The 26,319-nt window shown below is 39.0% G+C and carries 32 protein-coding genes; 16 read left to right on the top strand and 16 right to left on the bottom strand.

The features are described 5' to 3' along the window. Positions 1–33: 33 nt before the first annotated feature. Positions 34–1,104: a response regulator gene (locus tag CLV81_RS15025; RefSeq protein ID WP_106145963.1), complete on the top strand. Its 1,071-nt coding sequence runs from the start codon at positions 34–36 to the stop codon at positions 1,102–1,104. Positions 1,105–1,157: 53 nt separating this feature from the next. Here the strand turns inward: CLV81_RS15025 and CLV81_RS15020 are convergent, their stop codons facing one another. From CLV81_RS15020 to CLV81_RS15010, 3 genes are all read right to left on the bottom strand, one after another. Next, positions 1,158–1,853 (bottom strand): BON domain-containing protein, encoded by a 696-nt coding sequence (locus tag CLV81_RS15020; protein ID WP_211298015.1) that lies wholly within the window; start codon positions 1,851–1,853, stop codon positions 1,158–1,160. A 131-nt stretch (positions 1,854–1,984) separates the two neighbouring features. Beyond that, on the bottom strand, positions 1,985–3,910 hold the full coding sequence (gene ftsH, locus CLV81_RS15015; RefSeq protein ID WP_106145961.1) for an ATP-dependent zinc metalloprotease FtsH: 1,926 nt from the start codon (positions 3,908–3,910) through the stop codon (positions 1,985–1,987). After that, a complete protein-coding gene (locus CLV81_RS15010; protein WP_106145959.1) occupies positions 3,903–4,256 on the bottom strand; it encodes a carboxymuconolactone decarboxylase family protein in 354 nt (117 codons plus the stop codon). Before CLV81_RS15010 ends, ftsH begins: the two co-directional genes overlap by 8 nt. Before the next feature lie 162 nt (positions 4,257–4,418). On the opposite strand from CLV81_RS15010, the gene CLV81_RS15005 reads away from it, so the two are divergent. Then, on the top strand, positions 4,419–4,820 hold the full coding sequence (locus CLV81_RS15005; RefSeq protein WP_106145958.1) for a hypothetical protein: 402 nt from the start codon (positions 4,419–4,421) through the stop codon (positions 4,818–4,820). Between the two features lie 4 nt (positions 4,821–4,824). Here the strand turns inward: CLV81_RS15005 and CLV81_RS20930 are convergent, their stop codons facing one another. The 6 genes from CLV81_RS20930 to CLV81_RS14975 form a co-directional block, all read right to left on the bottom strand. After that, positions 4,825–5,052, bottom strand: a complete 228-nt coding sequence (locus CLV81_RS20930) for a 2TM domain-containing protein (protein ID WP_106145956.1) — start codon at positions 5,050–5,052, stop codon at positions 4,825–4,827. Between the two features lie 65 nt (positions 5,053–5,117). Continuing rightward, positions 5,118–5,861 carry a slipin family protein gene (locus tag CLV81_RS14995; protein ID WP_106145954.1) on the bottom strand — a complete coding sequence of 248 codons (744 nt, stop codon included), beginning with the start codon at positions 5,859–5,861 and terminating at the stop codon, positions 5,118–5,120. A gap of 154 nt (positions 5,862–6,015) precedes the next feature. Then, positions 6,016–6,642 (bottom strand): hypothetical protein, encoded by a 627-nt coding sequence (locus CLV81_RS14990; RefSeq protein ID WP_245912047.1) that lies wholly within the window; start codon positions 6,640–6,642, stop codon positions 6,016–6,018. 14 nt (positions 6,643–6,656) lie between these two features. Beyond that, a complete protein-coding gene (locus CLV81_RS14985) occupies positions 6,657–7,685 on the bottom strand; it encodes a hypothetical protein (RefSeq protein ID WP_106145951.1) in 1,029 nt (342 codons plus the stop codon). Positions 7,686–7,687: 2 nt separating this feature from the next. Next, positions 7,688–8,860 carry a M20 family metallopeptidase gene (locus tag CLV81_RS14980; RefSeq protein ID WP_245912046.1) on the bottom strand — a complete coding sequence of 391 codons (1,173 nt, stop codon included), beginning with the start codon at positions 8,858–8,860 and terminating at the stop codon, positions 7,688–7,690. A 5-nt stretch (positions 8,861–8,865) separates the two neighbouring features. Continuing rightward, positions 8,866–9,477: a flavin reductase gene (locus CLV81_RS14975; protein WP_106147612.1), complete on the bottom strand. Its 612-nt coding sequence runs from the start codon at positions 9,475–9,477 to the stop codon at positions 8,866–8,868. 208 nt (positions 9,478–9,685) lie between these two features. Here CLV81_RS14975 and CLV81_RS14970 point away from each other — a divergent pair, with 208 nt between their 5' ends. The 5 genes from CLV81_RS14970 to CLV81_RS14950 all read left to right on the top strand — a co-directional run bounded on the left by CLV81_RS14970 (position 9,686) and on the right by CLV81_RS14950 (position 13,079). Continuing rightward, positions 9,686–10,195: a nicotinate-nucleotide adenylyltransferase gene (locus CLV81_RS14970; RefSeq protein WP_106145947.1), complete on the top strand. Its 510-nt coding sequence runs from the start codon at positions 9,686–9,688 to the stop codon at positions 10,193–10,195. Positions 10,196–10,221: 26 nt separating this feature from the next. Then, positions 10,222–10,437, top strand: a complete 216-nt coding sequence (locus tag CLV81_RS14965) for a dodecin family protein (protein ID WP_106145946.1) — start codon at positions 10,222–10,224, stop codon at positions 10,435–10,437. A 139-nt stretch (positions 10,438–10,576) separates the two neighbouring features. Then, the gene (locus CLV81_RS14960) at positions 10,577–11,215 is read left to right on the top strand and encodes a class I SAM-dependent methyltransferase (protein WP_106145944.1); all 639 of its coding nucleotides are present in this window, start codon (positions 10,577–10,579) and stop codon (positions 11,213–11,215) included. Continuing rightward, on the top strand, positions 11,212–11,625 hold the full coding sequence (locus tag CLV81_RS14955; RefSeq protein WP_106145942.1) for an archease: 414 nt from the start codon (positions 11,212–11,214) through the stop codon (positions 11,623–11,625). The genes CLV81_RS14960 and CLV81_RS14955 overlap by 4 nt, the downstream gene beginning before the upstream one ends. Positions 11,626–11,627: 2 nt before the next feature. After that, entirely contained in the window at positions 11,628–13,079 is a 1,452-nt protein-coding gene (locus CLV81_RS14950; protein ID WP_106145941.1) for an RtcB family protein, read from the top strand. Between the two features lie 22 nt (positions 13,080–13,101). On the opposite strand, the gene CLV81_RS14945 is transcribed toward CLV81_RS14950, so the two are convergent. Genes CLV81_RS14945 through CLV81_RS14930 form a run of 4 tightly spaced genes read right to left on the bottom strand, consistent with a single transcriptional unit; the run spans position 13,102 to position 15,213 of the window. Continuing rightward, positions 13,102–13,365 carry a zinc ribbon domain-containing protein gene (locus CLV81_RS14945; RefSeq protein ID WP_106145939.1) on the bottom strand — a complete coding sequence of 88 codons (264 nt, stop codon included), beginning with the start codon at positions 13,363–13,365 and terminating at the stop codon, positions 13,102–13,104. A gap of 35 nt (positions 13,366–13,400) precedes the next feature. Further along, on the bottom strand, positions 13,401–13,886 hold the full coding sequence (locus CLV81_RS14940; protein WP_106145937.1) for an AraC family transcriptional regulator: 486 nt from the start codon (positions 13,884–13,886) through the stop codon (positions 13,401–13,403). 26 nt (positions 13,887–13,912) lie between these two features. After that, positions 13,913–14,545, bottom strand: a complete 633-nt coding sequence (locus tag CLV81_RS14935; RefSeq protein WP_106147610.1) for a phosphoribosyltransferase — start codon at positions 14,543–14,545, stop codon at positions 13,913–13,915. 26 nt (positions 14,546–14,571) lie between these two features. Beyond that, positions 14,572–15,213, bottom strand: a complete 642-nt coding sequence (locus tag CLV81_RS14930; RefSeq protein ID WP_106145935.1) for a dienelactone hydrolase family protein — start codon at positions 15,211–15,213, stop codon at positions 14,572–14,574. Between the two features lie 343 nt (positions 15,214–15,556). On the opposite strand from CLV81_RS14930, the gene CLV81_RS14925 reads away from it, so the two are divergent. Continuing rightward, positions 15,557–15,823 (top strand): hypothetical protein, encoded by a 267-nt coding sequence (locus tag CLV81_RS14925; RefSeq protein WP_106145934.1) that lies wholly within the window; start codon positions 15,557–15,559, stop codon positions 15,821–15,823. Then, positions 15,820–16,329 carry a hypothetical protein gene (locus CLV81_RS14920; protein ID WP_106145932.1) on the top strand — a complete coding sequence of 170 codons (510 nt, stop codon included), beginning with the start codon at positions 15,820–15,822 and terminating at the stop codon, positions 16,327–16,329. The genes CLV81_RS14925 and CLV81_RS14920 overlap by 4 nt, the downstream gene beginning before the upstream one ends. A 33-nt stretch (positions 16,330–16,362) precedes the next feature. Here CLV81_RS14920 and CLV81_RS14915 read toward each other — a convergent pair whose 3' ends face one another. The 3 genes from CLV81_RS14915 to CLV81_RS14905 are packed head-to-tail and all read right to left on the bottom strand — an operon-like array spanning position 16,363 to position 18,906. Next, the gene (locus CLV81_RS14915) at positions 16,363–17,337 is read right to left on the bottom strand and encodes an MlaD family protein (RefSeq protein WP_106147608.1); all 975 of its coding nucleotides are present in this window, start codon (positions 17,335–17,337) and stop codon (positions 16,363–16,365) included. A 4-nt stretch (positions 17,338–17,341) separates the two neighbouring features. Further along, positions 17,342–18,103: an ABC transporter ATP-binding protein gene (locus CLV81_RS14910; protein ID WP_106147607.1), complete on the bottom strand. Its 762-nt coding sequence runs from the start codon at positions 18,101–18,103 to the stop codon at positions 17,342–17,344. 20 nt (positions 18,104–18,123) lie between these two features. Then, positions 18,124–18,906 carry an MlaE family ABC transporter permease gene (locus CLV81_RS14905; protein WP_106145930.1) on the bottom strand — a complete coding sequence of 261 codons (783 nt, stop codon included), beginning with the start codon at positions 18,904–18,906 and terminating at the stop codon, positions 18,124–18,126. A 163-nt stretch (positions 18,907–19,069) separates the two neighbouring features. Here CLV81_RS14905 and CLV81_RS14900 point away from each other — a divergent pair, with 163 nt between their 5' ends. The 7 genes from CLV81_RS14900 to CLV81_RS14870 all read left to right on the top strand — a co-directional run bounded on the left by CLV81_RS14900 (position 19,070) and on the right by CLV81_RS14870 (position 26,316). After that, a complete protein-coding gene (locus CLV81_RS14900) occupies positions 19,070–20,044 on the top strand; it encodes a L,D-transpeptidase (RefSeq protein ID WP_106145928.1) in 975 nt (324 codons plus the stop codon). 772 nt (positions 20,045–20,816) lie between these two features. Continuing rightward, on the top strand, positions 20,817–21,377 hold the full coding sequence (locus tag CLV81_RS20595) for a helix-turn-helix domain-containing protein (RefSeq protein ID WP_158259131.1): 561 nt from the start codon (positions 20,817–20,819) through the stop codon (positions 21,375–21,377). Between the two features lie 105 nt (positions 21,378–21,482). Beyond that, on the top strand, positions 21,483–22,265 hold the full coding sequence (locus CLV81_RS14890; RefSeq protein WP_106145924.1) for a type 1 glutamine amidotransferase domain-containing protein: 783 nt from the start codon (positions 21,483–21,485) through the stop codon (positions 22,263–22,265). A 16-nt stretch (positions 22,266–22,281) separates the two neighbouring features. After that, positions 22,282–23,346 carry a serine hydrolase domain-containing protein gene (locus tag CLV81_RS14885; protein ID WP_106145922.1) on the top strand — a complete coding sequence of 355 codons (1,065 nt, stop codon included), beginning with the start codon at positions 22,282–22,284 and terminating at the stop codon, positions 23,344–23,346. 18 nt (positions 23,347–23,364) lie between these two features. Then, positions 23,365–24,432 carry a serine hydrolase domain-containing protein gene (locus tag CLV81_RS14880; protein ID WP_106145920.1) on the top strand — a complete coding sequence of 356 codons (1,068 nt, stop codon included), beginning with the start codon at positions 23,365–23,367 and terminating at the stop codon, positions 24,430–24,432. A 28-nt stretch (positions 24,433–24,460) separates the two neighbouring features. Beyond that, a complete protein-coding gene (locus CLV81_RS14875) occupies positions 24,461–24,880 on the top strand; it encodes a nuclear transport factor 2 family protein (RefSeq protein WP_106145918.1) in 420 nt (139 codons plus the stop codon). Beyond that, positions 24,835–26,316: a serine hydrolase domain-containing protein gene (locus CLV81_RS14870; RefSeq protein ID WP_106145916.1), complete on the top strand. Its 1,482-nt coding sequence runs from the start codon at positions 24,835–24,837 to the stop codon at positions 26,314–26,316. The genes CLV81_RS14875 and CLV81_RS14870 overlap by 46 nt, the downstream gene beginning before the upstream one ends. The last annotated feature ends 3 nt before the right edge of the window (positions 26,317–26,319 follow it).

Below are 26,319 nucleotides of genomic sequence, written 5' to 3'. Positions count from 1 at the left end.
TAAACCAATTGTCCAATTCTAATATTCAAGAAAATGAAAAACATACTATTAATTGAGGACAACAAAGATGTGCTGGAAAATACTGCAGAAATACTGGGGTTAGCGAACTACAATGTTATTAAGGCAAGAAACGGTATGGAAGGCGTGGCCTTGGCCAGACAAAACAAACCAGATATTATTGTTTGTGACATATTAATGCCAGAACTTGATGGATATGGAGTACTCGAAACTTTGAATAAAGATGCACAAACTGCTGGCACACCCTTTATCTTTTTAACAGCAAAAAGTGAAATAAGGGACATTCGTATGGGCATGACCAAAGGGGCCGACGATTACCTAATTAAACCTTTCGAGGAACATGAACTTTTGGAAGCTATAGATTTACGTCTTAGAAAGAATGATTTCTTGAAAAGGAAGTTTTCCAAAACTGCCAAGGGTCTCAACACATTTTTTAAGGAGGCCACAGAACACTTTGGAATGGAACTGCTTTCTAACGACCGAAAATTGAGAGAATTGGAAGATCAAGAGGAAGTATTTAGGGAAGGTGATTCAGCACACTCCTTGTTCTTTATCCAGAAAGGGAATATAAAAACCTTTAAAATCACCACGGATGGTAAAGAATTGATTACCGGAATGCACAAAGAGGGGGATTTTGTTGGGCAACTTTCTCTCTTGAACCATTGTGGCACCTATACAGAAACAGCCACGGCAATCTCAGAAACAGAGGTTTTGAGCATTCCAAAAGAAGATTTCATGAAACTGGTCTATGAGAATAAAATAGTATCCAACAAATTTTTGCACATTATTTCAAACAACTTAGCCCATGTTCAGGATCAATTGATTGATATGGCTTTTGCCCCCGTAAAAAAGAGGGCAGCCAAAGCTTTGATAGAACTGCATGAAAAGGGAATGATGGAAGACAGTGAACATCAAGGGCTTGAAATTCCACGTGAAGATTTCGCGGCAATGATTGGTACTGCTACGGAAACTGCTATACGAACCTTATCAGATTTTAAAAGCCAAGGCTTGGTTCGACTTGGAAAAAAAAAGAAATTGGTTTTACTAGATATTGAAAAGCTTAGGCAAATAGGTGAAGAAATATAATATTTTGCTTAAAGTCCATTCCTTTATTTCACCTACCATCCTGTTCTAATCTTTTAAGCATTCTTCACAGGATAAAACTGCACCTTCAGTTTGTTGACCACACTTATTACACCGGGAGCTTTGTAAGCCGCTTTTTCTGCATCTTCTTTTTCTTTAATGGAATGTACTTTACCACGTAAGGTAACCGTACTACCTTCTACCTCTACAGTTATTCCCTTAGCTTCAATATCTGCAGCTCTTTCAAAGGCGTTGATGATTTTGTTTTGAACATCCAAAGGTTTTACCCTTTGCTTAATGGTAATTTGATTTACGTTCACCCCTCTTACCCCTAAAAGTTTTTCCAAGGTTTTTTTGGTTGCATTTCGTTGATAGCCCCAGTTTACTTCACCAGAAACGAAAACCCAACCCTCTCTTACCGTTACATTCAGATTATCTTCAGGGATAGAAGGGTTCCATTCCATAGCGTTTGCCACGGCCTTGGCAATTTCCTTATCCGTCCTTTTGTACTCGTTACCGTATTTGATTTCAATATCATCCGCGACTGCCCGCACGCCTGCAATACCCTTTATCGCCTTTTCCGCGGCAGATTTCTTAACATAGCTATCAACGACACCAGTAAGGGTTACAACACCGTCTTCAACAATTACACCAATCTGTGTTTCATCAATATCAGGTTGCCAAAGCAACTCCTCAAGAACATCTTCTTTTATTTCGGCATCACTTTTCAGGATTTTTACATCTGTCTTCATGGCTTAGATTTTTAAACATGGAAATGAACCAAAACTAAATAGGACGAGGAAGTGGGCAAATGATTTACATCAGTCTATGCATTATTATAGTAGCAGAAAACCCTTGGAAACAACTTTAATCAATCCATTTCTTAAACCGATTGTGGTGTTTCATTCCTTTTTCCCATGATACGTTCTAAGTCTTCTCTTTCAGCAACTTCTTTTTCAAGTAGAAGTAGGGCTAATTGTTCAAGCTCTTTACTGTGCTCCGACAATAGCTCCTTTGCTCTTTTATACATGGAAAGAACTAAATCTTGAACCTCATTATCTATAAGTTTCGCCAAGTGTTCCCCGTACGGTTTGACCATTAGTTTTTCATTTTGACCAGTGGAATCATAAAAGCTCAAAGGTCCTATTTCTTCATCTAATCCATAATAGGCCACCATACCATAAGCCTGCTTAGTTACTTTTTCCAAATCGTCCAGTGCCCCTGTAGAAATTTCATTGAACGTAATTTCTTCTGCTGCCCTACCCCCAAGAGCGGCACACATTTGATCCATAAATTGACTTTTGGTGACCAACTTGTACTCCTCTGGGAGATACCACGCAGCACCTAAAGACTTCCCCCTCGGTATAATGGAAACCTTCATCAGGGAATCTACATTTTTTAAATACCAACTGACCACTGCATGACCTGCTTCGTGAAAAGCGATGATTCTCTTTTCCTTTGGCGATATAATCTGGCTCTTTCGCTCCAAGCCGCCAACAACGCGGTCGCGCGCCTCAATGAAATCTTCCTTTTCAACCAAATCTTTCTTTTTACGTGCAGCTATTAGCGCTGCCTCATTGCATATGTTGGCAATATCAGCGCCCGAAAAACCCGGGGTAAGTGAGGCCAAAAGTTCAACATCAATTCCATCTGCTCTTTTTATCGGTCTCAAATGAACTTCAAAAATCTCCTTTCGTTCTTGTTTATTGGGCAATTCCAAGTAAATATGACGGTCAAATCTACCTGGTCTAAGCAGAGCTTTGTCCAACACATCAGGTCTATTGGTGGCCGCAAGTACAATAACTCCCGTATTCTCCCCAAACCCATCCAATTCGGCCAATAACTGGTTTAAGGTACTTTCACGTTCATCATTTGCCTGAAACATATTGACTTTGTTTCTTGAACGACCAACGGCATCTATTTCGTCAATGAATACGATACTTGGAGCCTTTTCTTTGGCCTTTTTAAAAAGATCCCTAACTCTAGAGGCGCCTACCCCTACAAACATTTCAACGAACTCAGAACCGGATAGCGAAAAAAAGGGAACCTGTGCCTCTCCTGCTACTGCCTTGGCCATTAATGTTTTTCCTGTACCTGGCGGTCCCACAAATAAGACACCCTTTGGGATTTTGGCACCCAGTTTTGTATAGTTTTCAGGGTTTTTCAGGAAGTCTACCACTTCCATAACTTCAACCTTAGCTTCCTGAAGCCCTGCCACATCATCAAAGGTAACTTTGCTCTTGGCATCCTTACCCATAAGTTTAGCTGTTGATTTTCCAAAATTGAACAAAGAATTACCCCCTTTCCCCATTGGCCCAAGGGTCATCCTACGCATTATGAAAATCCAGAAAAGGACAATAAATAAAAATGGTAAAAGCCAAGCGAAAACATCGCTCCAGTTTTTTCGAGTCACATATCGAAGATCTATTTTATCCTCTAGGTCAAATTCTTGTTGCGCCTCACTTAGTTTTTGTTCAAAACTCTCAATTGATCCCAACTGGATGATATAATGGGGTCCAACTTCTGAATATGGACCATCGGATGCAACGTCCTTATGTCTTTCTTGATTCAGTCTATCTTTTTTGATGTGGATTTCGGCATATTCCTTGTTGACCACAATTACTTTTGCAACATCTCCCATACGCAACATGGGTTCATCAAACTCGAGCCAACTAATCTCTTTGGTGCTATATCTTGAATTAATAAAATAAGTCACCAAAAGAAAAGAGAGAAAGAACATATAAAACCAATAGAGGTTCACTCTTCTTTTAGGTTTTTCTTCTTGCGGATTTTTTTCAGGCTCAACCATGCTGTAAAACTGAAAACTGGTTTAGCGCTTCCAAAGCCTCGCAGCCATAAACCAAGGCTGGGCCACCCCTCATAAGTATCGCTACCCCTATGGTTTCCAATATTTCTTCGGAAGTAGCTCCAGCTTGCAGGGCATCGTGTACGTGGAAGGCAATGCACCCATCGCATCTTACCGTGATGGCTATACCAAGTGCAATTAATTCTTTTGTCCTACTATCTAGCACACCATCCTTAATGCTGGACTTGTGTAAACCATTAAAGGCCTTCATGGATTCAGGAATTTCCGTGCCTAGTTTTTCCATAAGTCCGATGAGTTCATGGTATCGTTTTGAATGGTCCTTTATCATATCAAAAAATGGGTTTTGAGTTCAATGTATCTTCCATAAAGCTATCCTAAAACCTTCGGTAATGTAATGATATAAGTCATTTACAATAAGCTCATCTATAGCGTTACTTTGTATTTATAGATAGTTGACTCAAATTTTCAGTTTAACCCATAAAAAACGACGATGTTAAATTCAGAACGTATTGGCAATGAATTCTACCAAAATCTGGGCAAATTGTTCTATGCCGTGGCAATGGCAGACAAAAAGGTGAGGCCGGTAGAAGTTAAACGGCTTAGAAAACAAGTACGGCAATATTGGCTGGATGTTGATGAATTTGAGGACGAATTCCAGACCGATTCCGCCTATCAGATAGAGATTGTGTTCGACTGGCTACAAAATGAAGAAAAGAATGATGAAGGCTATTTTCAGGAATTCAAGGACTTTTACAAGGAGCATCCGGAAAAATTTACTCCAAAGCTCAAAGCATTGATTATAGAAACAGCAGAGGCCATTGCCCATTCTTTTGCAGGAAAGAACAGATCAGAAATGGAGATTATATTTCGGCTAAAGTTACTATTGGACTAAAAACCTATAAATGCTTGGTTTTTTTGTTTACGAAAAAAATGGCCAATTCATGCAATAACACAGCAAATCCCCACAATAGAATTATCCACTTTGACCAAACCCTTTCCGGTGTAAAAATAAGATTTATAGCTACCAGGCCTGATGTGATGACCAAATAGAAAAAAAGGTGTGCGAAGAACAATGGTCGCTTTTTAAAACGCCATGTTTTTTTAGTAAGTGTAAAGTTGACCATGCCCCAATTATTTGCCTATAAATGTAACTAGACTTACCACAGTCTGTAAATGACCCAAATCAGTCCTATTCGGATTTTTTCGAATTTCTGGGAAGTACCTCTTCCGGAAAGGGAAACAAGATGGTTGAGTTCTTCTCCGCTGCAATATTGGATAGGGTTTGATAGAGACGTAGTTTAATAGCGGATGGTGATTTGTCAATCTGTATTCCAGCCTCCAAAAGCTTACTAGCAGCCTGCTCTTCGGCTTCCGCCAAGATAATCCGTGCTCTTCTGGATCGTTCCGCTTCAGCTTGATTGGCCATCATGCGCTTCATGTTTTCCGGTAGTTGAATATCCTTAATTTTTACATCAATGATTTCAATTCCCCAATGATGGGTTTCGGTTTCTACAATGCTTTTTATGTTTTTACCCATTTCCTCCCGTTTAGATAAAATAGTATCCAGTTCCACTTTACCGCATACATCCCTGAGAGCGGCTTGTGATAGCTGAGTGATGGCAAAATCATATTCTTCTACTTCAAGTACTGCTTTTTCTGGGTCTTTTATCTTAAAAAAAACCACTCCATCAATGCTGCAGGGTACATTATCCTCTGTCATCACCTCTTGGGACACTACATTGATGGTTATCACACGGATATCCACTACCTGAATGGTCTCCACAATTGGGATAATCCATCGAAAACCTGGCTTCAGGGTTTTAACATATCTTCCAAAACGGAATTTTAAAGCTCGTTTATACTCAAAAACAATCCGTATTCCTGCGAATAGGACAATACCAACAATAATCAGAAACAACGCTAACGGATTCATAATTCTATTTTTTAAAAGTTTAATAATTCATTTTGAACAAGTGTTCTTATAATTTACGAAAGTTTACTCTGCAATCAAAGGCCAAACCTCTAAAAATCAATCAACAACGGGTTATTTGATTCTTGTTGAACCTTGGATTCAAAAAAACTTTATTTTACTCTAATCCCTCCTCATTTTCAATCGATTTCAGCTGCTTATAAATTTGGATATTCAGAAAAACAAACCAACCGATAAAACCTAAAAAAGTGATTTTTTGAATAACGGGAAGTACTTCGATAAAGGTGCCTGTCTCATAAATGTAGTAGTTGACCAAAAAAATGAACAGACACAAAACGCCCATAGAAAAAAGGATATACAGCCTCGCCCAGAAAAGCTGGACAAAAGCAATAATCAAGGCCAATGTTCCAAAGATTCCTGCAATACGGAGCACGGTATCGTGGTTTCCATTCCTGAGAAAAAAAGGTATGGCCAAGGCAACCATCCCTGAAAATCGCATAACGGTCAGACCCAGACCCTTAGAATTAAACAGTCCCGGTAGGTGGTACCAAAGCAAAATAAGACTGGAACAAAGCACGAACAGTGCAATACGGGAATACCACCGAGCAGGATTGTGCTCCCCGTTTACAGCATAGGTATCCAACAAATCGCATAGGTAATTGTTCCGAAAGCTAAAACCCACAGCGTTGGGTGAAATATATGAACCCCCTGGATAATCAAAAACCGCAACAAGATAAAAAGCTACAAACAATAACATTCCTACCAACGGCAATAGTAACATCATGCGTTTTTTTATTCTCATTTTTGTTCAAATGAAAATCCAGTGGTTGCTGTGAGAATTCTTTTTAGCCCCGTCATGGTAGTGGAATCTATTAGATTTAAGGCTTTTACCCTACATAATTTTTCTACCATCCGTACCCCAGCTAAAGTATTGGTCGCAATGCCAGTGACAATATCGGGCACAATATCGAAAGCTTTCATAAGACCATGTACCGCATAAGGATCGGAAGCACTCAGTATGGTACACTTTATATGCTCGCGCAATGCATCAATGGCACTGTCACCATTGTAGGGCTCCAATGGTGAGGCCCCAATTTCGACAATCGCTATATCCGCATTTTGAGAGGAAATCATACTTAGCATTTGTTCCAATTTTTGTTGGTAGATTTCCTTTGGACATATGGATGATGGCAGGCCGACGTCCACAAAATCCAAAATAGCATCCGCGCCAGCATCTTTGAAGGCCAAAATGTCCTTAAAGCGTCCAGCCCCGGTAAGTTTTGCCCCGACAACCCGATAGCCAGCCTGTTTAAAAATATTGGTCACGATACGACCTGATGTAGTTTTTCCGGCAGACATCGAGGTTCCTACAAAAAGAATAACTGGAGTATTGAAAGGAACTGTCTCAATTGGTTTTACAAAACTGTCCATTGTTACCTTATCCTCTCCCCTAAAGACATGTCCTACATAAGCTACTCGCATCATTTTGGGAATAAAGATGGATTTTGATGTCAATTTACCCATGAGTCCAGCACCGGTCAGTACGCTCATTTTAAGATTTTCCGTTACATTTCTCCAACTTCCTGTTGCTTCCAGCGTTGCAAAACGTTCTCCTAAAGCTCCTATGATGGATTCCCCAGAAATCACTCCTCTCATTCGCCCGTTCGGAAGCTCTATTTTCAAGCTTTCCGCACCAGCGTTTATGACTTTGCAGGCTACATAATCACCCGTATGCCAACTTTCTTTGGGTATTCCCTTTACCTCAAATTCTTTTTCTGCTAAATCCGATATTCTTGTAAGTGATGCATGGATATATTTATGGTTCATGTCTAGTCCTTTTTGTTATTCTTTGATTCTGCAAGCAGCATTAGGGTCAACAAAGCTGTTCTTTTTGGCAATTCTTCCAAATAAATGAATTCATGTTTTGCGTGTGCTCCATCACCCGTAGTGCCAAGACCATCCAAGGTTGGAGCATGCAAACTTGTGGTGTTCCCATCCGATCCCCCTCCTGCAGTCGCCTGTTCAAGTGATAAGCCTAGAAGTGCACCCTTTTCTTTGGCCAATTTCCATAACACTTGATTACCTTCTGTACGTTCCATAGGTGGTCTTCCTATACCTCCTTCAATGGATAATTCCACATCAGCAAGGGTTGGTTTCAAGGAGTGTATCCTACTAGTAATGTTTTCACCATCCATTTTGTTCAGCACACGTACATCCACCACAGCCATACTTTCGGGAGCTACAACATTTGGGGAAACGCCACCTTGAATCATTCCCACATTGACCGTGATACCTTTGTCAAAATCATTCATAGCATACAGTTGTTGGACAAGATGGGACAACTCTACTATGGCGTTGACTCCTTTACGAGGATCTAAACCGGCATGGGCCGCCTTTCCTTTAACCTTTACCGTGAAACGCCCAAGGCCCTTTCTGGCAGTTTTCAATTTTCCCGTCAACCCTAAAGGAGGTTCCAGTACATAAGCACGATTACTGATTTTTGCCAATCTTTCAATGGCAAACTTTGACTCCACACTTCCTATTTCCTCATCAGAATTAATAAGGATTATTGGGGTAAGAGGCATTGCTAATTCTTTGTCCACTATGGTTTTTAAAGCAAAGACTATTTGTGTAAGTCCAGCCTTCATATCATAAACCCCAGGGCCCTCCATTTTCTTTTTCCCCTCCCGTATTGGCATTTGCAATATCGTATTTAGGTCCCATACCGTATCACAATGACCCACAAGTAGTTGCAGAGGTTTACTTTTATCCCTTTCCTTCGGTCTGGCATATAGATAACCCCCTGTTTCCTTTCCAGGAACGCGCAATGTGAAAAAGTCTAATTCCTTCAAACTTCTCCCAATAAATTCAAGGATTTCATTTTGAGATTCTAGACTGTCAGATGGGGATTCATAGGATACCAAATCCCTTAGGAACAATTGCATCTTTGCACGGTTTTCATAAAGATGTTTCAAGATGTCTTCTGCCAAATACTTAGTCATGGTCATCATCTTTTAAAATCCTTGGGGAAGGGAAAATTGTAGGTTTCACAAATTTTTGCAAAACGTCCATTTGCTATGTAGGCTAATAGATGATTCTCTTTTAATTGTTCCTGCTCATCTTGATCGGATAAGCGCAAGTATTGCTTTTCCACATATGCTTTCTTAATCTTACCGGTAATGATACTATTGCCAGCAAACCCGTCTATAATCTTAAAAAGTTCACACTCAAAATAAAGATAAGCGTCCTTCACCAAGGGGGCATCCACTGTTGTTGCCTTAACTATGGGTAGTGCCTGGATAATACCTTTTGATTTTGACATTGTCCCATCTCGTAGAGATGCACTCAAAGAAGCAGTGATTACTTGATTTGGTTTAAGGAAGCTTATTGTAAACTCTTTGGTCCTTTTGATGTTGCCATATGTGCCATGCCTTGGCGTGCAAACAAAACCAAAATAATTGTCAAGACCCAGAGGAGTGGCCATGTGTTTTGGTGCCAAAGAATATCCATCGTTCTCTTTTGTCCCAACAACAATCAACGGGGCGACAGTATAAATGAAATCCCAGATAGGGAAATTCATATCCAATGAAACGAGCTTCTCTTTTTCAAGCTTTTTCATAACCATGGGAAATTTGAAGAATATCGTTTAAAGGTAACTAGTCCCTTGGTTGTGGGATATGACCCAAATCAGTGATAGTCTCTTTTAGCAGGCTATGATAAGGCTGGCTGACCCAAGTCATTTGGCACGTGCAAGAACCCCGATACTTTTGGCACAATTGGACAAAACCCTTGTTCTATTAAAATGAGTTTAATTAAAGCATTACATTATGAAAAAGTTACTATTAGGTTTATTCGTTTTTGGACTAACCATCCAATCCTATTCCCAGGTAATAAAGACAGAAGAACTGTCTGAAGTGATAGTCTACGCTACCAACTACAAATATTTAAACAGCTTGGTGTCAGAAGAACCTGCGGATATATCCGTTGAGCTTTTACAACGTAAGGTTGCCGCATTCAATGTTGCCGATTCGGATTTCTATCAAGATGACTACGACCTTTATCAAATCAATTTTTTCATTCCAGAAGGTAAAATACTGGCTGCATATGACAAAGACGGCAAGCTGTTGAGAACAGCACAAAGGTTTAGAGATGTTAAACTTCCAAATTCTGTAAGACAGTCTGTTGTGAAAAGATTCCCAGGATGGACAATCACCAAAGATATTTACTTGGTCAACTACCATGACAAATTTGGGGTTACCAAGAAATACAAGTTAAAGCTGTCCAACGGAGAAAAAGTGGTACGTGTTAAGACCGATGAGAAAGGTAACTTTCTATAGGATTATTTAAATACAAAAACACGATTATGTCAGTATTAAAAGTTATTGAAATCTTAGGAAACTCTACGGAGAGTTTTGAAGATGCAGTTCAGAATATTATAACAGAGGCGTCAAAAACAGTAAAGGACATTAAATCTGTCTATGTACAGGACATGCAGGTAACTGTTGAAAATAACCAGATTTCAGAGTATAGGGTAAACGCAAAGGTCTGCTTTGGAATTTTGGATAATACAAATGAATAGTGCGATGAAGTAGGTGTTCCCTTATTCTCAGAGGAACACTTACGATTTATATGGTTATCTCACCAAATTTGGAATATAAGATTTCATATTGAATCAAATCAGGACAGATTTCATCTGAGCACACAAAACGAAAAGGAAAATGATAAAGGCAATGGCATTTGATGAATATGTGGACCAATATGAAGTATGGTATGAAAAACACCAAGAAGTCTACCTTTCAGAAATAGAAGCATTACGGGAACAATTTCAAAAACTGCCGCAAAATATAAGAGGTATTGAAGTTGGATTGGGTACTGGAAGATTTTCCGAACCCCTTGGAATCAAGGAAGGTCTTGAACCTTCTGAGGCTATGACCGAAAGGGCTGTTAAAAGAGGTATTGAGGTAATACATGGTTTCGCAGAAAGACTCCCCTATGCCGATTTGACTTTTAATTTTGTATTGTTTGTAACCATTTGTCACCTAGATAATATTCGCTTAGCCTTATCCCAAGCCCATAGAGTTCTTAAAGACGATGGCTCGATTATTATAGGGTTTTTGGATAAAACCCAAAGTATTGCGAAGCAATATGAGGAAAAAAGACAACGAAGTACGTTTTATAAAAATGCTAGGTTCTTTTCTCCTGAACGTATTGAAAAACTACTCTTGGAAAGTGGTTTTAAGGATTTGGAATTCAACCAAACCTTGTTCGGTAATCTAGATGAAATAAAGGAAATTCAACTACCAAAACCTGGTTATGGTAAAGGTTCTTTTGTGGTTGTCAAAGCAACAAAGAAATGATTTACGAATATGTTCCACATACCGCCGATTTAGCCCTCAAAGTAGAGGGTTACACACTTAAAGAATTGTTTGTCAACAGCTTAAAGGGCATGAACAATATTCTTAAGAGTGGGTTTTGCGATGAAGTCAAGAGATTTGATAGCCAAATGACCATTGAAGTTTCCTCTGAGAGCAAAACCGAATTGTTAATTAACTTCCTTTCAGACGTTTTGGCCCTTACCAATATCCAAAAATCCATCTTTTGTGGAATCTATTTCTCTTACTTTTCAGAAACACGGGTAGTCGCACAATTGTTTGGGACCTGGTTTTGCTGCTTTGATGAAGACATAAAGGGAATTACCTACCATGAGGCCCATGTGAGCAGGAACAAGAACGGGAAATTCGAAACATGTATCATTTTTGATGTGTAGTCATGCACAAAGTAACCAAGGAACATATCAACAAACTCGCTGATTATTTTTGGGAAATTCCCAAATCCTTTAGAGAAGATATGCGGGTCCCGGCTCAAATACTTGCCTCAGAAAAAATTCTTGACGATATCATCGAAGACCGTTCCTTAAATCAATTGGTCAACGTTGCAACTTTGCCCGGTATTCGAAAAGCGGCCCTTGTAATGCCGGATGTTCATGAGGGGTATGGTTTTCCCATTGGTGGTGTGGCCGCGACAATGCACCCCGACGGTGCCATATCTCCAGGAGGTATTGGATATGACATTAATTGCGGAGTACGGCTTTTGACCTCACAACTTACCAAAGATGACATTAAAGACCAACTTGAAGCCTTATCAAAAGAACTGTACGCCCAAGTGCCTTCTGGAATGGGAAAGGGAGGACAAATACGGCTTTCTTCAGAACAAATAGATGAAGTCCTTCGTACTGGTGCGGAATGGTGCGTTGAGCATGGCTATGCCAGTCAAGAAGAATTGAAATATATTGAAAGCCATGGCAAATTAAAGTGGGCCGACCCCAGTTGTGTCTCCCAAATGGCCAAAAACAGGGGTCTTGACCAATTGGGAACCATTGGTTCAGGAAACCATTTTGTAGAGGTCGCATCTGTAGACGAAATCTATGACCGAGAAGCTGCCAATGCATTTGGCCTTTGTGAGAATCAAGTTGTTGTTATGGTACACACAGGTTCTCGTGGCTTAGGTCATCAAGTGGCCACAGACCATATTAGAGTTATGGTCAGCGCCATGCGGAATTATGACATTAGGCTTCCTGATAGGGAATTGGCCTGTGTTCCTTTTAACTCAGAGGAAGGCAAAAACTACTTTAAGGCCATGTGTTCAGCGGCCAACTTTGCTTGGTGCAATCGTCAAATAATATCTTGGGAAATACGAAACGCATGGAATACTGTTTTTGGGGAAAATGGCGGCCAGTTGGATCTGATGTATGATGTTGCGCACAACATTGCAAAAGTTGAAAAACATGTCATAGACGGAAAAGAAGAAAAGGTAATTGTACATAGAAAAGGGGCCACGCGATCTTTTGGCTCAGGTTTTGACGAGCTTCCAGATGAATATATCCCTATAGGTCAACCTGTAATAATTCCAGGGAGTATGGGTACTTGTTCTTACGTTCTGGCAGGCACAATAAAAAGCTATGACCTTACCTTCGGGTCTTGTTGTCATGGAGCTGGCAGGCGATTGTCTCGAAGAGCTGCCAAAAAGCAGGTTAATGCACCTGTTCTTAAAGAGCAATTAAGAGAAAGGGGCATTTATATTGAAGCGGGCTCATTTAGGGGTATCGCCGAAGAAGCTCCAATAGCCTATAAGGACGTAAATAGTGTAGTGGAAACTGTAAATTGTTCTGGAGTCGCCAAAAAGGTAGCCAAGATAAAACCATTGGTTGTTGTCAAAGGTTAGTTTTTCAAACAACCAATAGGTTTCATTTATTTTTCCATCGTTCCAATCTTGGAAGACCAGAAACAAATAGACTAGCTAAAAAGCCTGGAAAACCCTGTTCTTTCATTTTCTCTTTACAAAATGTCTTCATTTGGTCAACAGTAAAATCGGGTTGTGTGAAAACTCCACTTTGATAACAGTAACTACAATACATAAGACTTTTTGTACCATCCAAATTGGTTCCACCATTCTCGGGATCCTTTTTTAATGGCATGCCACAACTTTGGCAATTTCTATAGGTTTTCATTTCAAGATGTTTAAATGGATAACGGATTGGGCAAGTTATACCGCCATACAAATGTCCACAATATGCTTGCCCTCTGGATGTGTTCTTGGATCGTTCTTATAGGATTCATACATAGTATCACCTAAGGATTTAATATTTCCTTTTTCAACAAAATCCATCATCTTGTTCCATGCATCCCCATATTCAGTGGAAAGTATTTCAAATGTACCCACCAAATAATTGCCTTTTGGAATTTCCAGCAGTTTTATGTCCCCCTCTACTTGGGTTCCTTCCGGTACTGTAAATCCAACACTTATGGTTTGCTCTTCCTCAGGGACCACTCCAGAATCGTCGTGATAGATGGTGATGGTCTCTAGAGTGGTATTTTCCAGTAATCCTTTGGGTTCGGCCCAATCTTTTACCTTGGTAAAGAGTCTTTGAAAAAGCGCAGTGTCACCTTTATAAGTACCTACATTTTGAACGCATGCCAAGAAACGTTTGGGGAAGGTCTCAACCCTAATTTCCGATGTTGTTGTTATCATTTTTTAAATATTTAAACGTTTTACAATCATATTCCATTTACATAATTCTCCTCTAAGAGCTGTATGGCTTCTTCATCGGATACCTGGTTAAACTCTTCATAAAACTGGCCAACTCCTCTAAAATATGTTGGAGCCATGAGACAGATGACCTCATCTATGTCCTGGGAAGACCTTAACCTTGAAAGTGCAGATTTTGAAGCAACTGGAACAGCAACAATTACTTTTTTAGGGTTCTGTTTTTTTACAAGTTTGATGGTAATCATAATGGTGTTACCCGTAGCAATGCCATCATCGACGATTAGAACCGTTTTGTTGTTTAGATTTTCAGGCGATTTGGTTTTGTAATACTGGTTATGTCTCTTTTCAAGTTTTTCCCGTATTCTCTTTATTTCACTATCAATGTAAGTTCTGGTCACTCCATCAGCATTAGTTATAACCACATCTTCAAGACTTACAGCACCTATAGCATATTCTTTATTGCTAGGATGTCCAATCTTCTTGGTCAGTGCAACATCCAAAGGTGCATTCAGCGCTTTTGCCACCATATTTCCTAAGGGTACTCCTCCTCTGGGTATGGCCAAAACCACAACGTCTTCATTTTTAAAATTATCCAAGGCATATGCCAATTGCCTTCCTGCATCTATTCTGTTATCGAACATTTGTTGTGTTTTTTTTCCAGCGTTGCTTACAACCATTTTTTGAACCAATCGCCTGTGTATTTGGCAACTTCCTCCAGTTTTCCAGGTTCACCGAACAAGTGGGAAGCTTCTGGAATTATTTTGAGTTTACTTTCGCATTTTAGCTTCTCATATGCTTTTTTATTGAGTTCAATCACCTTCGTATCCCATCCCCCGACAAGAAACAATGTAGGCGCTGTCACCTTATGAAGTTCTGTCATGGCCAAGTCTGGCCTACCTCCCCTAGATACTACTGCACTTATATCATCATTGTAAAATGCAGCTGCCCTTAAGGCTGAGGCACTTCCTGTGCTTGCTCCAAAAATGCCAATTGAAAGTCTCTTCGTTTTCTTATTGGATTGCACCCAATGGATAACATCTACTAGCCGTACGGTCAACAAATCGATATTAAATCGATTTTCATAGATGTTATCTTCATCCTCAGTAAGTAGGTCGAAAAGCAAGGTGGCCAATCCTCTTTTCTGTAAAACCTCAGCCACAAAATTATTTCGGGTGCTTAGTCTGCTGCTTCCACTTCCATGGGAAAAAACAACAATTCCTGTTGCCTTTTCCGGTACGCATAATATCCCCGGTAAAAAGAGACCATCTACTGTTATTCGTATATCAATACTGGGACTATTTGGAGACATAATACCTTATACTACTAACCTTTTCCTTTTTACCGGTGGCGAACACAATAAAATCATAGCTCACCATAAACATCACAATACATCACAACCCCTAAATAAATGGAAGCCACCTCCAAGAGAAAATAGGGTCAACATGTCATTGTGAAATTTCACAGCTAAGTAAATTACAAATGGTACGTTTTGAAATGACCTGTATCAGCACAACAAAAAACCTTATCCAGTTGATTTGGGTCATTTCCAGCAAATACTTCATCAACTATTTTAGCTTTTGCTACCCAACTCTCTACTAATGATAAAGACAAACGAGCATGTAACGCCATAATGGCCAAAAAAGATTGTTGAGATGAGGACTTTGCAAGAACTTTTGAGCGAGATTGTGTTATTGACCAATCATATAGAGACGGAATATCCAGAGTTATACCGCTATTTGGATGAGAATCCTATGACTATACCTGTATTGGACAATCCAGATATAAACAAAAAAGTAATGGGCGAATACATGAATAGCCTAAAACAATTACTGGAAAACTATTTGGAAATACACCAAACCGGTAAAATACTAGGAAATTCCATTAATGGGGAGCAACAAATCAAAAAAAGAAAATTATGAAGGCTTTAAAAAAAATAGCACGGACCTTATTGTTTTTAGTTGTGGTAATATTCCTGATTGGACTTTGGTATAAAACCAGATTTTCCATGGACGTTGCTGCAGAGCGCACTATAAATGACCCATCATTGAGCCGAAAACTTGTCATTGCTACCCAGGGAAGTCGGTTTAAGGACCAAGTAACCAAAACCATAGTTGACCATTATGCTTCGGATAGTGTATTCATTAGGGTATTGGACGTGTCAAAATTACCTGAGATTGACATGGAGGAGTATGAAGCCATGGTATTGATGCATACATGGGAAAATTGGAAACCACCAATTCCCGTAAAAACATTTATGGATAATCTGGACGAAAAAGAGCAGAAAAAAATAGTGGTTTTGACCACATCCGGAAACGGAAAATACAAAATGGAAAATGTCGATGCGATAACAGGAGAGTCTGATTTAGAGCAGGTACCGGAATTCACAAAAGAGATATTGGCACAGCTAGATCCCTTATTATTGTAAAAGTAGGGCTATAGCCAAATACATACCCCTTCCCTAGTCTTTCTTAGTCTTTTCTTTCTCCTGCTTTTTGAAGTAGCGCCTGGTGAGAAAATTATGTTTCAGTGCCTCCATATTCTCGTTAAACCGAGCAGTACCCTCCTCAACACTCTGCATGGTACGTTCCAAACGGTTTACAAAAATGGTATCCGTAGCTAAGTAGTTAATAGTTCCTTTTCCTTTTGAAATAGTGCTGGAAAGTGAATCCAAATTGTTGGTGATGGATACCAGCTCTTCACTGGAATCTTCCAAATTGGATAAGATGTTTTTCATTTGCTGTCCAGCTAATGAATCACTTAGAAGCGTATGACCTACACTATTTTCAAATTTGATGCTCATCATGATTTCATTAAGTTTTCCAAGTGATAAATTTGCTTCTTCGGTCATTTTTCTAAGGTTAATTGATGTTTGTAAAAGACTTTTGGACATAACCGTATCATTCAGTAACCTTCCAAAGGTCCCTTCTCCATTCTTTAATGCCGCCGTTATCTGTAATAGGTCCGCTGTCAATAGGGCGGCATTCTCATTGGTCACATTTAGCGTGCTCAACATGTCATCAGCTCCTATTTTGCTATAGGAGGTTATTTGGTCACCTGAAGCAATCTCAAGTCCTGGTTCTCGACCTGGTGTAATATTAACTATCATGCTACCTACCAGACCATCGGAACCAATACTTGCAATGGCATTTTTTCTAATATGCGGCAGCATCTTGTCTTGAATGACCATACTGACAATAATAGTGGTATCGTTCAACATTTCAATATCATTCACCGTGCCTATATCAATACCGGAATAGCGGACATTGTTTCCTCTCTGAAGGCCATTTACATTTTTGAATACGGCGTTAATGGAAAAAGTGCTTCCGAATAGATTCTGTCTGTTGCCGATAAGATAAGCAGCGATGACCAGTAAAATGGTCCCCAGGATTACAAATACCCCCAGTCTTATTTTTTCTACAGTTGTTTTTTCCATGTTATTATTTTTTGAAAAATGCCAGGACCTTTTCATCAGTAGAACTCACAAGTTCTTCAAAAGTTCCCTCGGCATAGTTAATTCCATCAACTAAAAGAATCATCCGTTCAGAAATAACACGGGCACAATCCACATCGTGAGTGATAATCAAAGAGGAAGTCCCATATTTCTTTTGGATGCTTCGCATAAGCTCAATAATCTCTTTGGCCGTAATCGGGTCCAAACCACTAGTAGGTTCGTCATAAAAAATAATTTTTGGGCGCAAAATAATGGCCCGTGCAAGAGCCACACGCCTTTTCATCCCTCCTGACAACTCTGCCGGCATTAGTTCCATGGTATGTTCCAGCCCAACGCTTCTTAGGGCTTCTAGCACAAAAGGCTCGGTATCTTTGACGTTAGCCAATTTCTCTTTATGCCTGCGCATAGGGAATTCCAAATTCTCCCGCACAGTCATGGAGTCGTACAAAGCACTCCCCTGAAACAAGAAACCTATATCTGCTCTGATGATATCCAGTGCTTCTTGGTCCAGTGTTACTATATCCTTTCCCATCACGGAAATATGACCACTATCGGGTTTCATCAATCCAACCAGGCATTTGATCATAACCGATTTTCCAGAACCTGATTTCCCCATAACCACTAGGTTCTCCCCTTCGTGTAGCTGCATGTTGAAACCATTAAGCACATGATTGTCACCAAAACTTTTGTATAAATCTTGTATATCAATAATTACCTTTTTGCTTGCAACAGGTTTTTCATCCTCCATTATTTCTTCTTCTTTTATCTTCATAACTCGTAAAAAATATCAGAAATAAACACTGCAATAAAATCAATCACAAATAACAACATGGAAGTAAAGACCACTGCTGTGTTAGCCGCCGTGCCCACTCCGGCCGTTCCCTTTTTGCTGAAGTAGCCCTTATAACATCCCACGAGACCAATAGCAAAACCAAAGAAGAAAGATTTTATAGTTGCCGGAATTAAATCTCCATAGGAAAGGGCGTCAAAAACGGTATTAAAGTATAACTGGAAAGAGACGTTACCTTTAAAATTTTCTACCAAGGCGGAACCATAAAGGGCAACCGCATCTCCCAAAACTACCAAAAGAGGAAGCATCAAGGTAGTAGCTGCGATTCGGGTAACTACTAAAAACTTAAACGGGTTAGTACCTGAAACCTCCATGGCATCTATTTGTTCCGTTACCCTCATGGAACCCAGTTCGGCCCCAAATCCAGAGGCAATACGACCTGCACAAACCAATGCGGTTATTACCGGTCCCAATTCCCTTACTATAGAAATACCCACCATGTTGGGCATCCAGGATACGGCCCCAAATTCAATCAACGTAGGTCTGGATTGTAATGTTAGCACCAGACCAATAATAAACCCGGTTACCAGGACCAATACCAGGGAACGATTTCCAACATTATAGCATTGCCTTAAAAACTCTTTAAACTCAAACGGAGGTTTGAACCCCACTTTAAAGAATCGGCCTGCAAAATAGGACAGCTCACCAATTTCGATAAAAAACTTGCGTATTTGCTGAGTAGTTCTTGCTATGTATGCCATACGCCAACTTTTAAAGACGCTCACAAATTAAGGGGTACAAGGCTCTCATGGAATGATCAATATCATGATAGTGACTCATATCATTTAAGCTTATATATTCAAGGACTACTTTTAAGGTTGGCTTAACGAATGATGTCTTAATCATCAACTATACCTCAAAATCATGGTAAGAATCAATTCAATAATCAAGGTTTTGAACGGAATTGGAATTAAAAAACCTATTCTAGCAACATTTTTCTTTTTATGGTCATTTCTGTTGTTGTTAATAAGGATTGAAGCACAAGAAATTCCAAATCATGAGGAAAAACAACATCCCTTTATAGTTGAAGAATCACAAATACCAAAGACTTTTGAGATAGTTGATAATGTTACTATAAAGAACTACTTTGACTTTTTAGATTCAATCATAACAGATTTCAACTCCCAATCAAATTATCGGCTTACAGAGCATATTTTGGTAAGGTATAACCCCTGGATAATCGACACCTTAGCGAACACTGATTATTACAAAATGATGGAAAGGGACTCTTTCGTATATGATCAAAAGCAGCTTCATGTTCTCAAAAAGGGACAGATTCTGAAATTTCCCAATTCAAACAGTACGAAACAGCTTCAAAAAGCACTCGAAACTACTTGGCTGGATATAAATATTCCAGAATTTAAACTTAGAATTTATCAAGATTCCATTCTTCTTTATGGTTTCCCGGTTCGGGTTGGCCAGAACAAATCCAGGTATTTAGCCGTTGGAAATCGTATTACGAATTTAAGGACTGTTCATGGCCATGGCAAAATTGTTAGGCATGTTAAGAACCCGTCTTATTACAATCCAGTGAATAAAAAAAGATACTTCCTCACCAAAAGGGATGATGGAAAAACCACTAAAATGCCACAAATACCTTCCTTAGAAACTGAAATCAACCAAATAAGAAATGGACAGATGATACACCCCACCACAAATCCCATTACCCTTGGAAAAGCGTATTCCAATGGATGTATTGGCACGAAGGAAAGTGACGCTTGGATTATTTACTACCATGCCCCAGTCGGTACTACAGTTCGCATTAGGTATGATTTGAACGTCATTGACGAACAGGGGAACTCAATGCTTTTAAAAGACATTTACAATTACTCCCAATAGTTCCGTCCATTATTGTCCATGCACTTTTTTTGAACAATCATACCTATTTTGGGCAAAAACAAAACTGTTGCCACACAATTCTAAATAGAAGCCCGGAATACTTTCAGTTAGTCATCTTTAAGAACTTAGAATTCTTAAATTTTAGAACCGTTACTGGATAAAGGTCGAACCATATAAATTGAACACGACCATTTTTCATACTTATTCCGTCAAGATTAAAAAAGCCCTTGTACTTAAACTTTATTAAATTACCACCGGTAAAAACTAGATGCCTTTTATGGACTTAAGCAAACAGCTTTTATTCTTCTTCAGCGCTCTCGGTGCTTTCAATGGACTTTTTTTGAGTGCGTACTTTGCTTTTTTTATTAAAAATAAGAATCAAACCACTCACTTTCTGGCTGCATTGTTATTTGTCATAAGTGTACGGGTAACCAAGTCCGTCTTTCTAATGTTCTACCCGCAAACATCCTCCACTTTTATACAAATAGGTTTAACTGCCTGTTTTTTAATTGGACCATTTCTATACCTGTATACCAGGAATGCGATAACTGGCAAGGACATAAAGGGGTTTCAATGGCTTATTCATGTGATACCTGTAGTATTGGTAATGATTTTTCTAGGGATCAAATACCCATACAGAGAGTATTCGCACCTTTGGCAGCGTAGATACAATGGTATATTTGGGATTATTCTTTTTGTTCAGTGGTCTGCTTATGTACTCGCTGCATATGTGTTGGTTTGGAATTCTATTAAAAAGCTGTTTTCAAAAAAAATGAAAACAACAAATACCGAATTTTGGGCCGTAACCATTGTGTTTTGCGTTTCCATTATTTGGTTGGCATACAATACCACTCAGTACACTTCATACATCGTTGGCGCCTTTTCATTTTCGTTTACCTTTTACATTACGTTGACCATTTGGTTTTTTAAAGTCAAGAAAATACCGGTTGAGTTTTCGACCACTCAAAAATATGCGGATAAGAAAATTGAAATCAATGAAGCCGAAAAATTAACCAAACAGCTCAATGCACTAATGAGCACGGAAACATTGCATAAAAATCCCAATATAAAATTGAAACATTTGGCTGAAAAATTGGAAATTTCTCCGCACTACCTCTCACAGTTGTTGAACGATAATTTGGGTAAATCCTTTTCGGAATACATTAATAGTTGGCGTGTGGAAACGGCAAAAGAATTAATAAAGAACAACGACCAATTTACCTTGGAGGCCATAGGTCTTGAAGCCGGGTTCAGTTCCAAATCTTCATTTTATAGCATATTTAAAAAAGTTACCGGCACTACACCGGCTACCTATAAAAAGCAGGTTTCATAGGGGTTTCTTGTCCAAAATTATAAACCTGCACCTTTCTGTTGCCACAACGGGAAGAATTTTTAATTCAATTATCGAATTTTGGTGTCATCATCAAAAACGATAAATATGAAAAACAATGTTTTATGGGTTTTCCTGTGTCTATTTTCAGGAATGTTTGCCCAAACACTTCCCGAAAAAACGGCTTCAATAGGACAAAGTAAGGGTAGCATCTTGTTCATCATGTCCAACGCCAAGACTTATGGCGATTCGGATATTGAAACAGGTACCAGTTTTGCGGAGATTGTATATGCCTATGATGTTTTTGCAAAGCACCAATATGCGGTTGACTTTGTAACGCCCCATGGTGGGCCTATTCATTTGGGTCATTATTACAAAGCAAAAGACACATTGCAATATCGCTATTATCATGATAGTAATTTCATGGCGCGTATTAATTCCACTTTGAAACCTTCTGAAATTATTCCTTCCAATTACGATGCTGTGTATTACGTTGGCGGCGGTGCCGCAATGTACCAAGTTCCCGAAAACGAAGCCATTCAAAAAATTGTAATGACTTTATATGAAAAACAAAATGGAATTGTTTCAGCGGTTTGCCATGGGACAGCCGGTATTGTCAATCTAAAGACGAAAGACGGGGAATATTTGGTAAATAATAAAAGAATAAATGGTTTTCCAGATGCCTTTGAAAAAATGGAAAGGCCCTATTATAAAGAGTTTCCATTTTCAATTGAGAAAAAGATTAATGAACATGGTGGACATTTTGCGTACTCTGCTAATGGCTGGGATGGATATACCATAGTGGACGACCGCATAATTACTGGACAAGACCCAACAGCTTCAGCTTCGGTGGCAAGACAAGTAATTAAAGCTTTAGGCAAAAACCCTTAAGCCAATAAAAGTAGACATGAAAAAAGTAACCATATTTGCTTTTACTCTGATAGGGGTTTTATCACTTCAGGCCCAAACTTTTCCCAACAAAGAATGGTCCTATCAGCAAGATCCAGACCTTGATGGGTGGAACACTAACAAATCAAAAAAGTTTCATCGCTATTTAACAGACAGCACCTATATTACCGGGTTTCTGGTAATCCACAAAGGAAAAATTGTTTTTGAGTACGGTGACACGTATGAAAACAGTTATATCGCGTCATGTCGTAAAAGCGTTCTAGCGCTTTTAATGGGCAAATATGTAGATGATGGTAAAATAGATTTAAACAAAAACTTGGATGAGTTAGGAATGGAGGATGTGAATACCTTATTGCCTGTAGAAAAAAAGGCAACTATTAAGGACCTCATATCATCACGTTCCGGAATTTATATAAAAGGTTCCAATAAAGGAGATTACAGTGAGTATTCTCCGAAAAGAGGAACAAAAGAACCTGGGAAATTTTGGTTATACAACAATTGGGACTTCAATGTTTCAGGTGCCATTTTTGAACAAGAAACAGGAAAAAATATTTACGATGAAGTCCAATCTCAATTAGCAGAGACTCTAGAAATGGAGCATTGGAACCGACAATTACAAAAAAAATATGGAGATGAAAGAGTTTCAAAATTTCCGGCATATCACATGTGGTTTTCAACCCGTGATATGGCCAGAATAGGTCTGTTAATGCTTCGGGATGGCAAATGGAAGTCTAAACAAGTTATCTCTGAATCATGGATAAAAGAAGTGCTTAAAGAGCGTACCAGCTACCAAGAAATAAACCACAATGTGCCCATACATGAAAATCTTGATACGGATTTTGCCTACGGTTACATGTGGTGGCTTTGGAAAAATGTGGAGGATAAAAGACTAGAAAACGGTTATTCAGCACTAGGCGCTTTAGGTCAAAGCATCACTGTTTTTCCAAAAATAGATGTTGTGATTGCCTTTAAAACGAAATCGACCTATGGTAGATTCAATAGTCTTCAAGCACAGGTTGGTGTCCTTAAAAAAGCGGTTCGAATATATGAACGGACCAATTAACCTCAAAAAACAATAAGAATGAAATGTTTGTTCGTCCCAATCGCTTGTATACTTGTGATCGTTGGCTGTACTGAATCTAAAAAAGTTGAAAAAAGAGTCAAAACTGAAGTTGGAGGCTTTGAAAACAAGATAGACAGTCTGCTAAACACAAAGCAACCCCGCGTATTTAACGGTGTGGTGTACATTACTAAAAATGATTCTGTGGCCTACGCAAAAGCCAAAGGGTTTGCTGACTTTGAAACCAATACACCTATTGCTTTGAACGATAATTTTAGGATACAGTCTAATAGTAAGCAGGTCACAGCAACGCTTATTCTGCTCGAAGTGGAAAAAGGAACCATCAATTTAGAAAAGTCGATAGATACCTATCTGCCCAACCTCAATACAGAATGGGTAAATACCGTAACAGTGCACAATTTGCTCAATATGACATCAGGTATAACCGAGTTGGATAGCACATTAAAGTTTGAACCTGGTACAGACTTTCATTACAGCAATCCTGGCTATGGATTACTGGGGCAGATACTTGCAAATGTCTCGGGAAAAACCTACGCCGAAAATGTGAATAAGCTTTTTGCAAATTTAGGAATGAACAATTCATTCTGTTATGAATTTGGAAAGGAAAACAAGGTCATAGATGGATATCGAATTTCAGTTAATGATTTTGAAAAGCTGGAATTCAGTGACATCAACTTTACCAAAGAAAGCTGGAACAACTTTGCGCCAGCTGGCGGAATTATTTCCAACGTAAAAGACCTAAATATCTGGGATAAAAAATTGCACGGGGGCAAGATTCTAAAACCAGCGTCGTACCAAAAGATGACCAACTACCACATAAAATCTGCACATCCCGCATTTGGCAGTAAAAAAGTAGGCTACGGTTATGGTGTCCGCATCGATGAGAACACGCCTTTACGTCATATTGGGCACGCTGGCAGAGGTATTGGTTTTGCCAATATAAAATTTTATATCCCAGAAAAAAACATTGATGTTATCGTTTTGGAAAATGTGTATAACGAAAATGAAGCTATCATATACCATTTCGAAAAAGCGATACGTGATGCGGTATTGAATAGTAATCTCTAAACAACCATCAATCTAAAAACAATAAAAAATGAAACCATTAATCCTGACACTTGTAATTTGTTTATCAACCTTTGGTATTGCAAACGCGCAAACTTCCGACTACGAAGCCATAGCCAAAACCGTCAATTACTATCTCGAAGGCGGCACGAACAATGATTTTGAAACCTTAAAAAAGGCTTTTCACCATGATGCCAAAATGAAATATATCAGAGGAGAAGATTACACAGAGGTTAATGCTATCGAGTTCTTTGAAAAAGCCATCAAACCTGGACCAAAACAACAACGTATCACCAAAATAGAACACATTAATATTTCCGGTAACGCAGCGAATGCTAGACTGCGTATTGACTATCCCAACTTCTACTTTGTGGATTATATGAATTTGTTGAAGATTGATGGGGAATGGAAAATCGTAAACAAGATATTCCACAGACAGAGCAAAAAATAATGAATCTGAAACATCTCTTTTTTCTCTTCATTGTTTTCCTGTCTCTTTCTTGTCATGAAGTTGTTGATACTGGTTCTGATGACAATACGGTTACCGGTAGGATAGACGGCTACATCAAAGATTTGATGGTTGCAGATGAAATTCCGGGACTTGCCATTGCAGTCATTCAGGATTCAATTGTTTTGCACAAAGGGTATTACGGCTACTCAAACTTAGAAAATGCTGTAAAAGTCAGTGACAGTGCAGTTTTCAGGCTGTATTCGGCAACTAAATTTATGACCGCGGTTGCTGCTTTTCGTTTGGTACAGCAAAAAAAAATAAACATCCGTGATACCCTATCGCAATATCTTGATGGGATACCTGAACACTGGAAGCAGATTCAAATAAAACACTTGTTGACCCATTCATCTGGGCTGCCAGAATACAAAGACTTCAATCAATCTCTGTCCAATACTGAACTCCTAGAAAAACTAAGTATTCAACCACTAAGATTTCCAATGGGAGAACGATTTGAATACAACCAAACGGGTTTTTGGCTTCTGCAGCAAATTATTGAAAAAGTTACGAAAGAGGCATTTGAAAAAGTTGTATTGGACATTCAGTTTCCAAATGCAGGCAATGAAGCCTTTTATGCTTCCAATTCCTTAGCGGTCTATCCCAACCGCAATGCCAAATACATTTATGACTATCAATTAAAGCGCTATGAACATTCAACTTTTGAAGCTGGCAATCGAAGTCTGGCAGGGAATGGTCTTAACACCACTTTAGACCAGCTCATCGCTTGGAATAAACTGTTTGATACCGGAAAGCTTTTGGATACTGAGACTAAGGCCATGTTTTTGACTCCATTTGCCTACACAAAAGATGAAAAACGATTTCTTCATGGTAGTATAGACGAATATTCGGTAAATGGTCATAAAATGTATGGCTTTTCAGGTGGTGCCGTGATAGATTTCAAGAAGTTTGACACCGGTTTGACCATTATCATACTCAGTAATGGTTTTAAATACAGACCCAGAATAGCAAACATGATGAGTCTCATAGCTGGAATGGCAGACAGCAGACTTAGGGAACCCAACCGAATCGCTCAAGAACAGCTGCGGATCGATCTTTTAAAATCCAACAACAGCAAAGACTTCAGAAAAATATACGAAGTGGCTAGAAAAAGGAATCCTCAGTTATCCTTTGAAGGAGTCCTGAACTATACAGGGTATGATTTTATACTTGCCGATGATTTAGAAAAAGCCATTGAGGTTTTTCAAATAAATATTGAAAAACACCCAAATTCATTTAATGCTTATGATAGTCTTGGAGAGGCCTATATGCTCAATGGCAATTCAACTTTGGCCATTGAGAATTATAAAAAATCATTGGAGCTAAACCCAGCTAACGACAATGCCATTCAAATGATTAAAAGAATTAATAACAATAAATAAGAA

This window comes from Flagellimonas meridianipacifica (assembly GCF_003001695.1).
GTDB lineage: Bacteria > Bacteroidota > Bacteroidia > Flavobacteriales > Flavobacteriaceae > Flagellimonas > Flagellimonas meridianipacifica.
The sequence above is the reverse complement of the archived record's forward strand: the minus strand, read 5'-3'. Positions and strand labels throughout refer to the sequence as shown.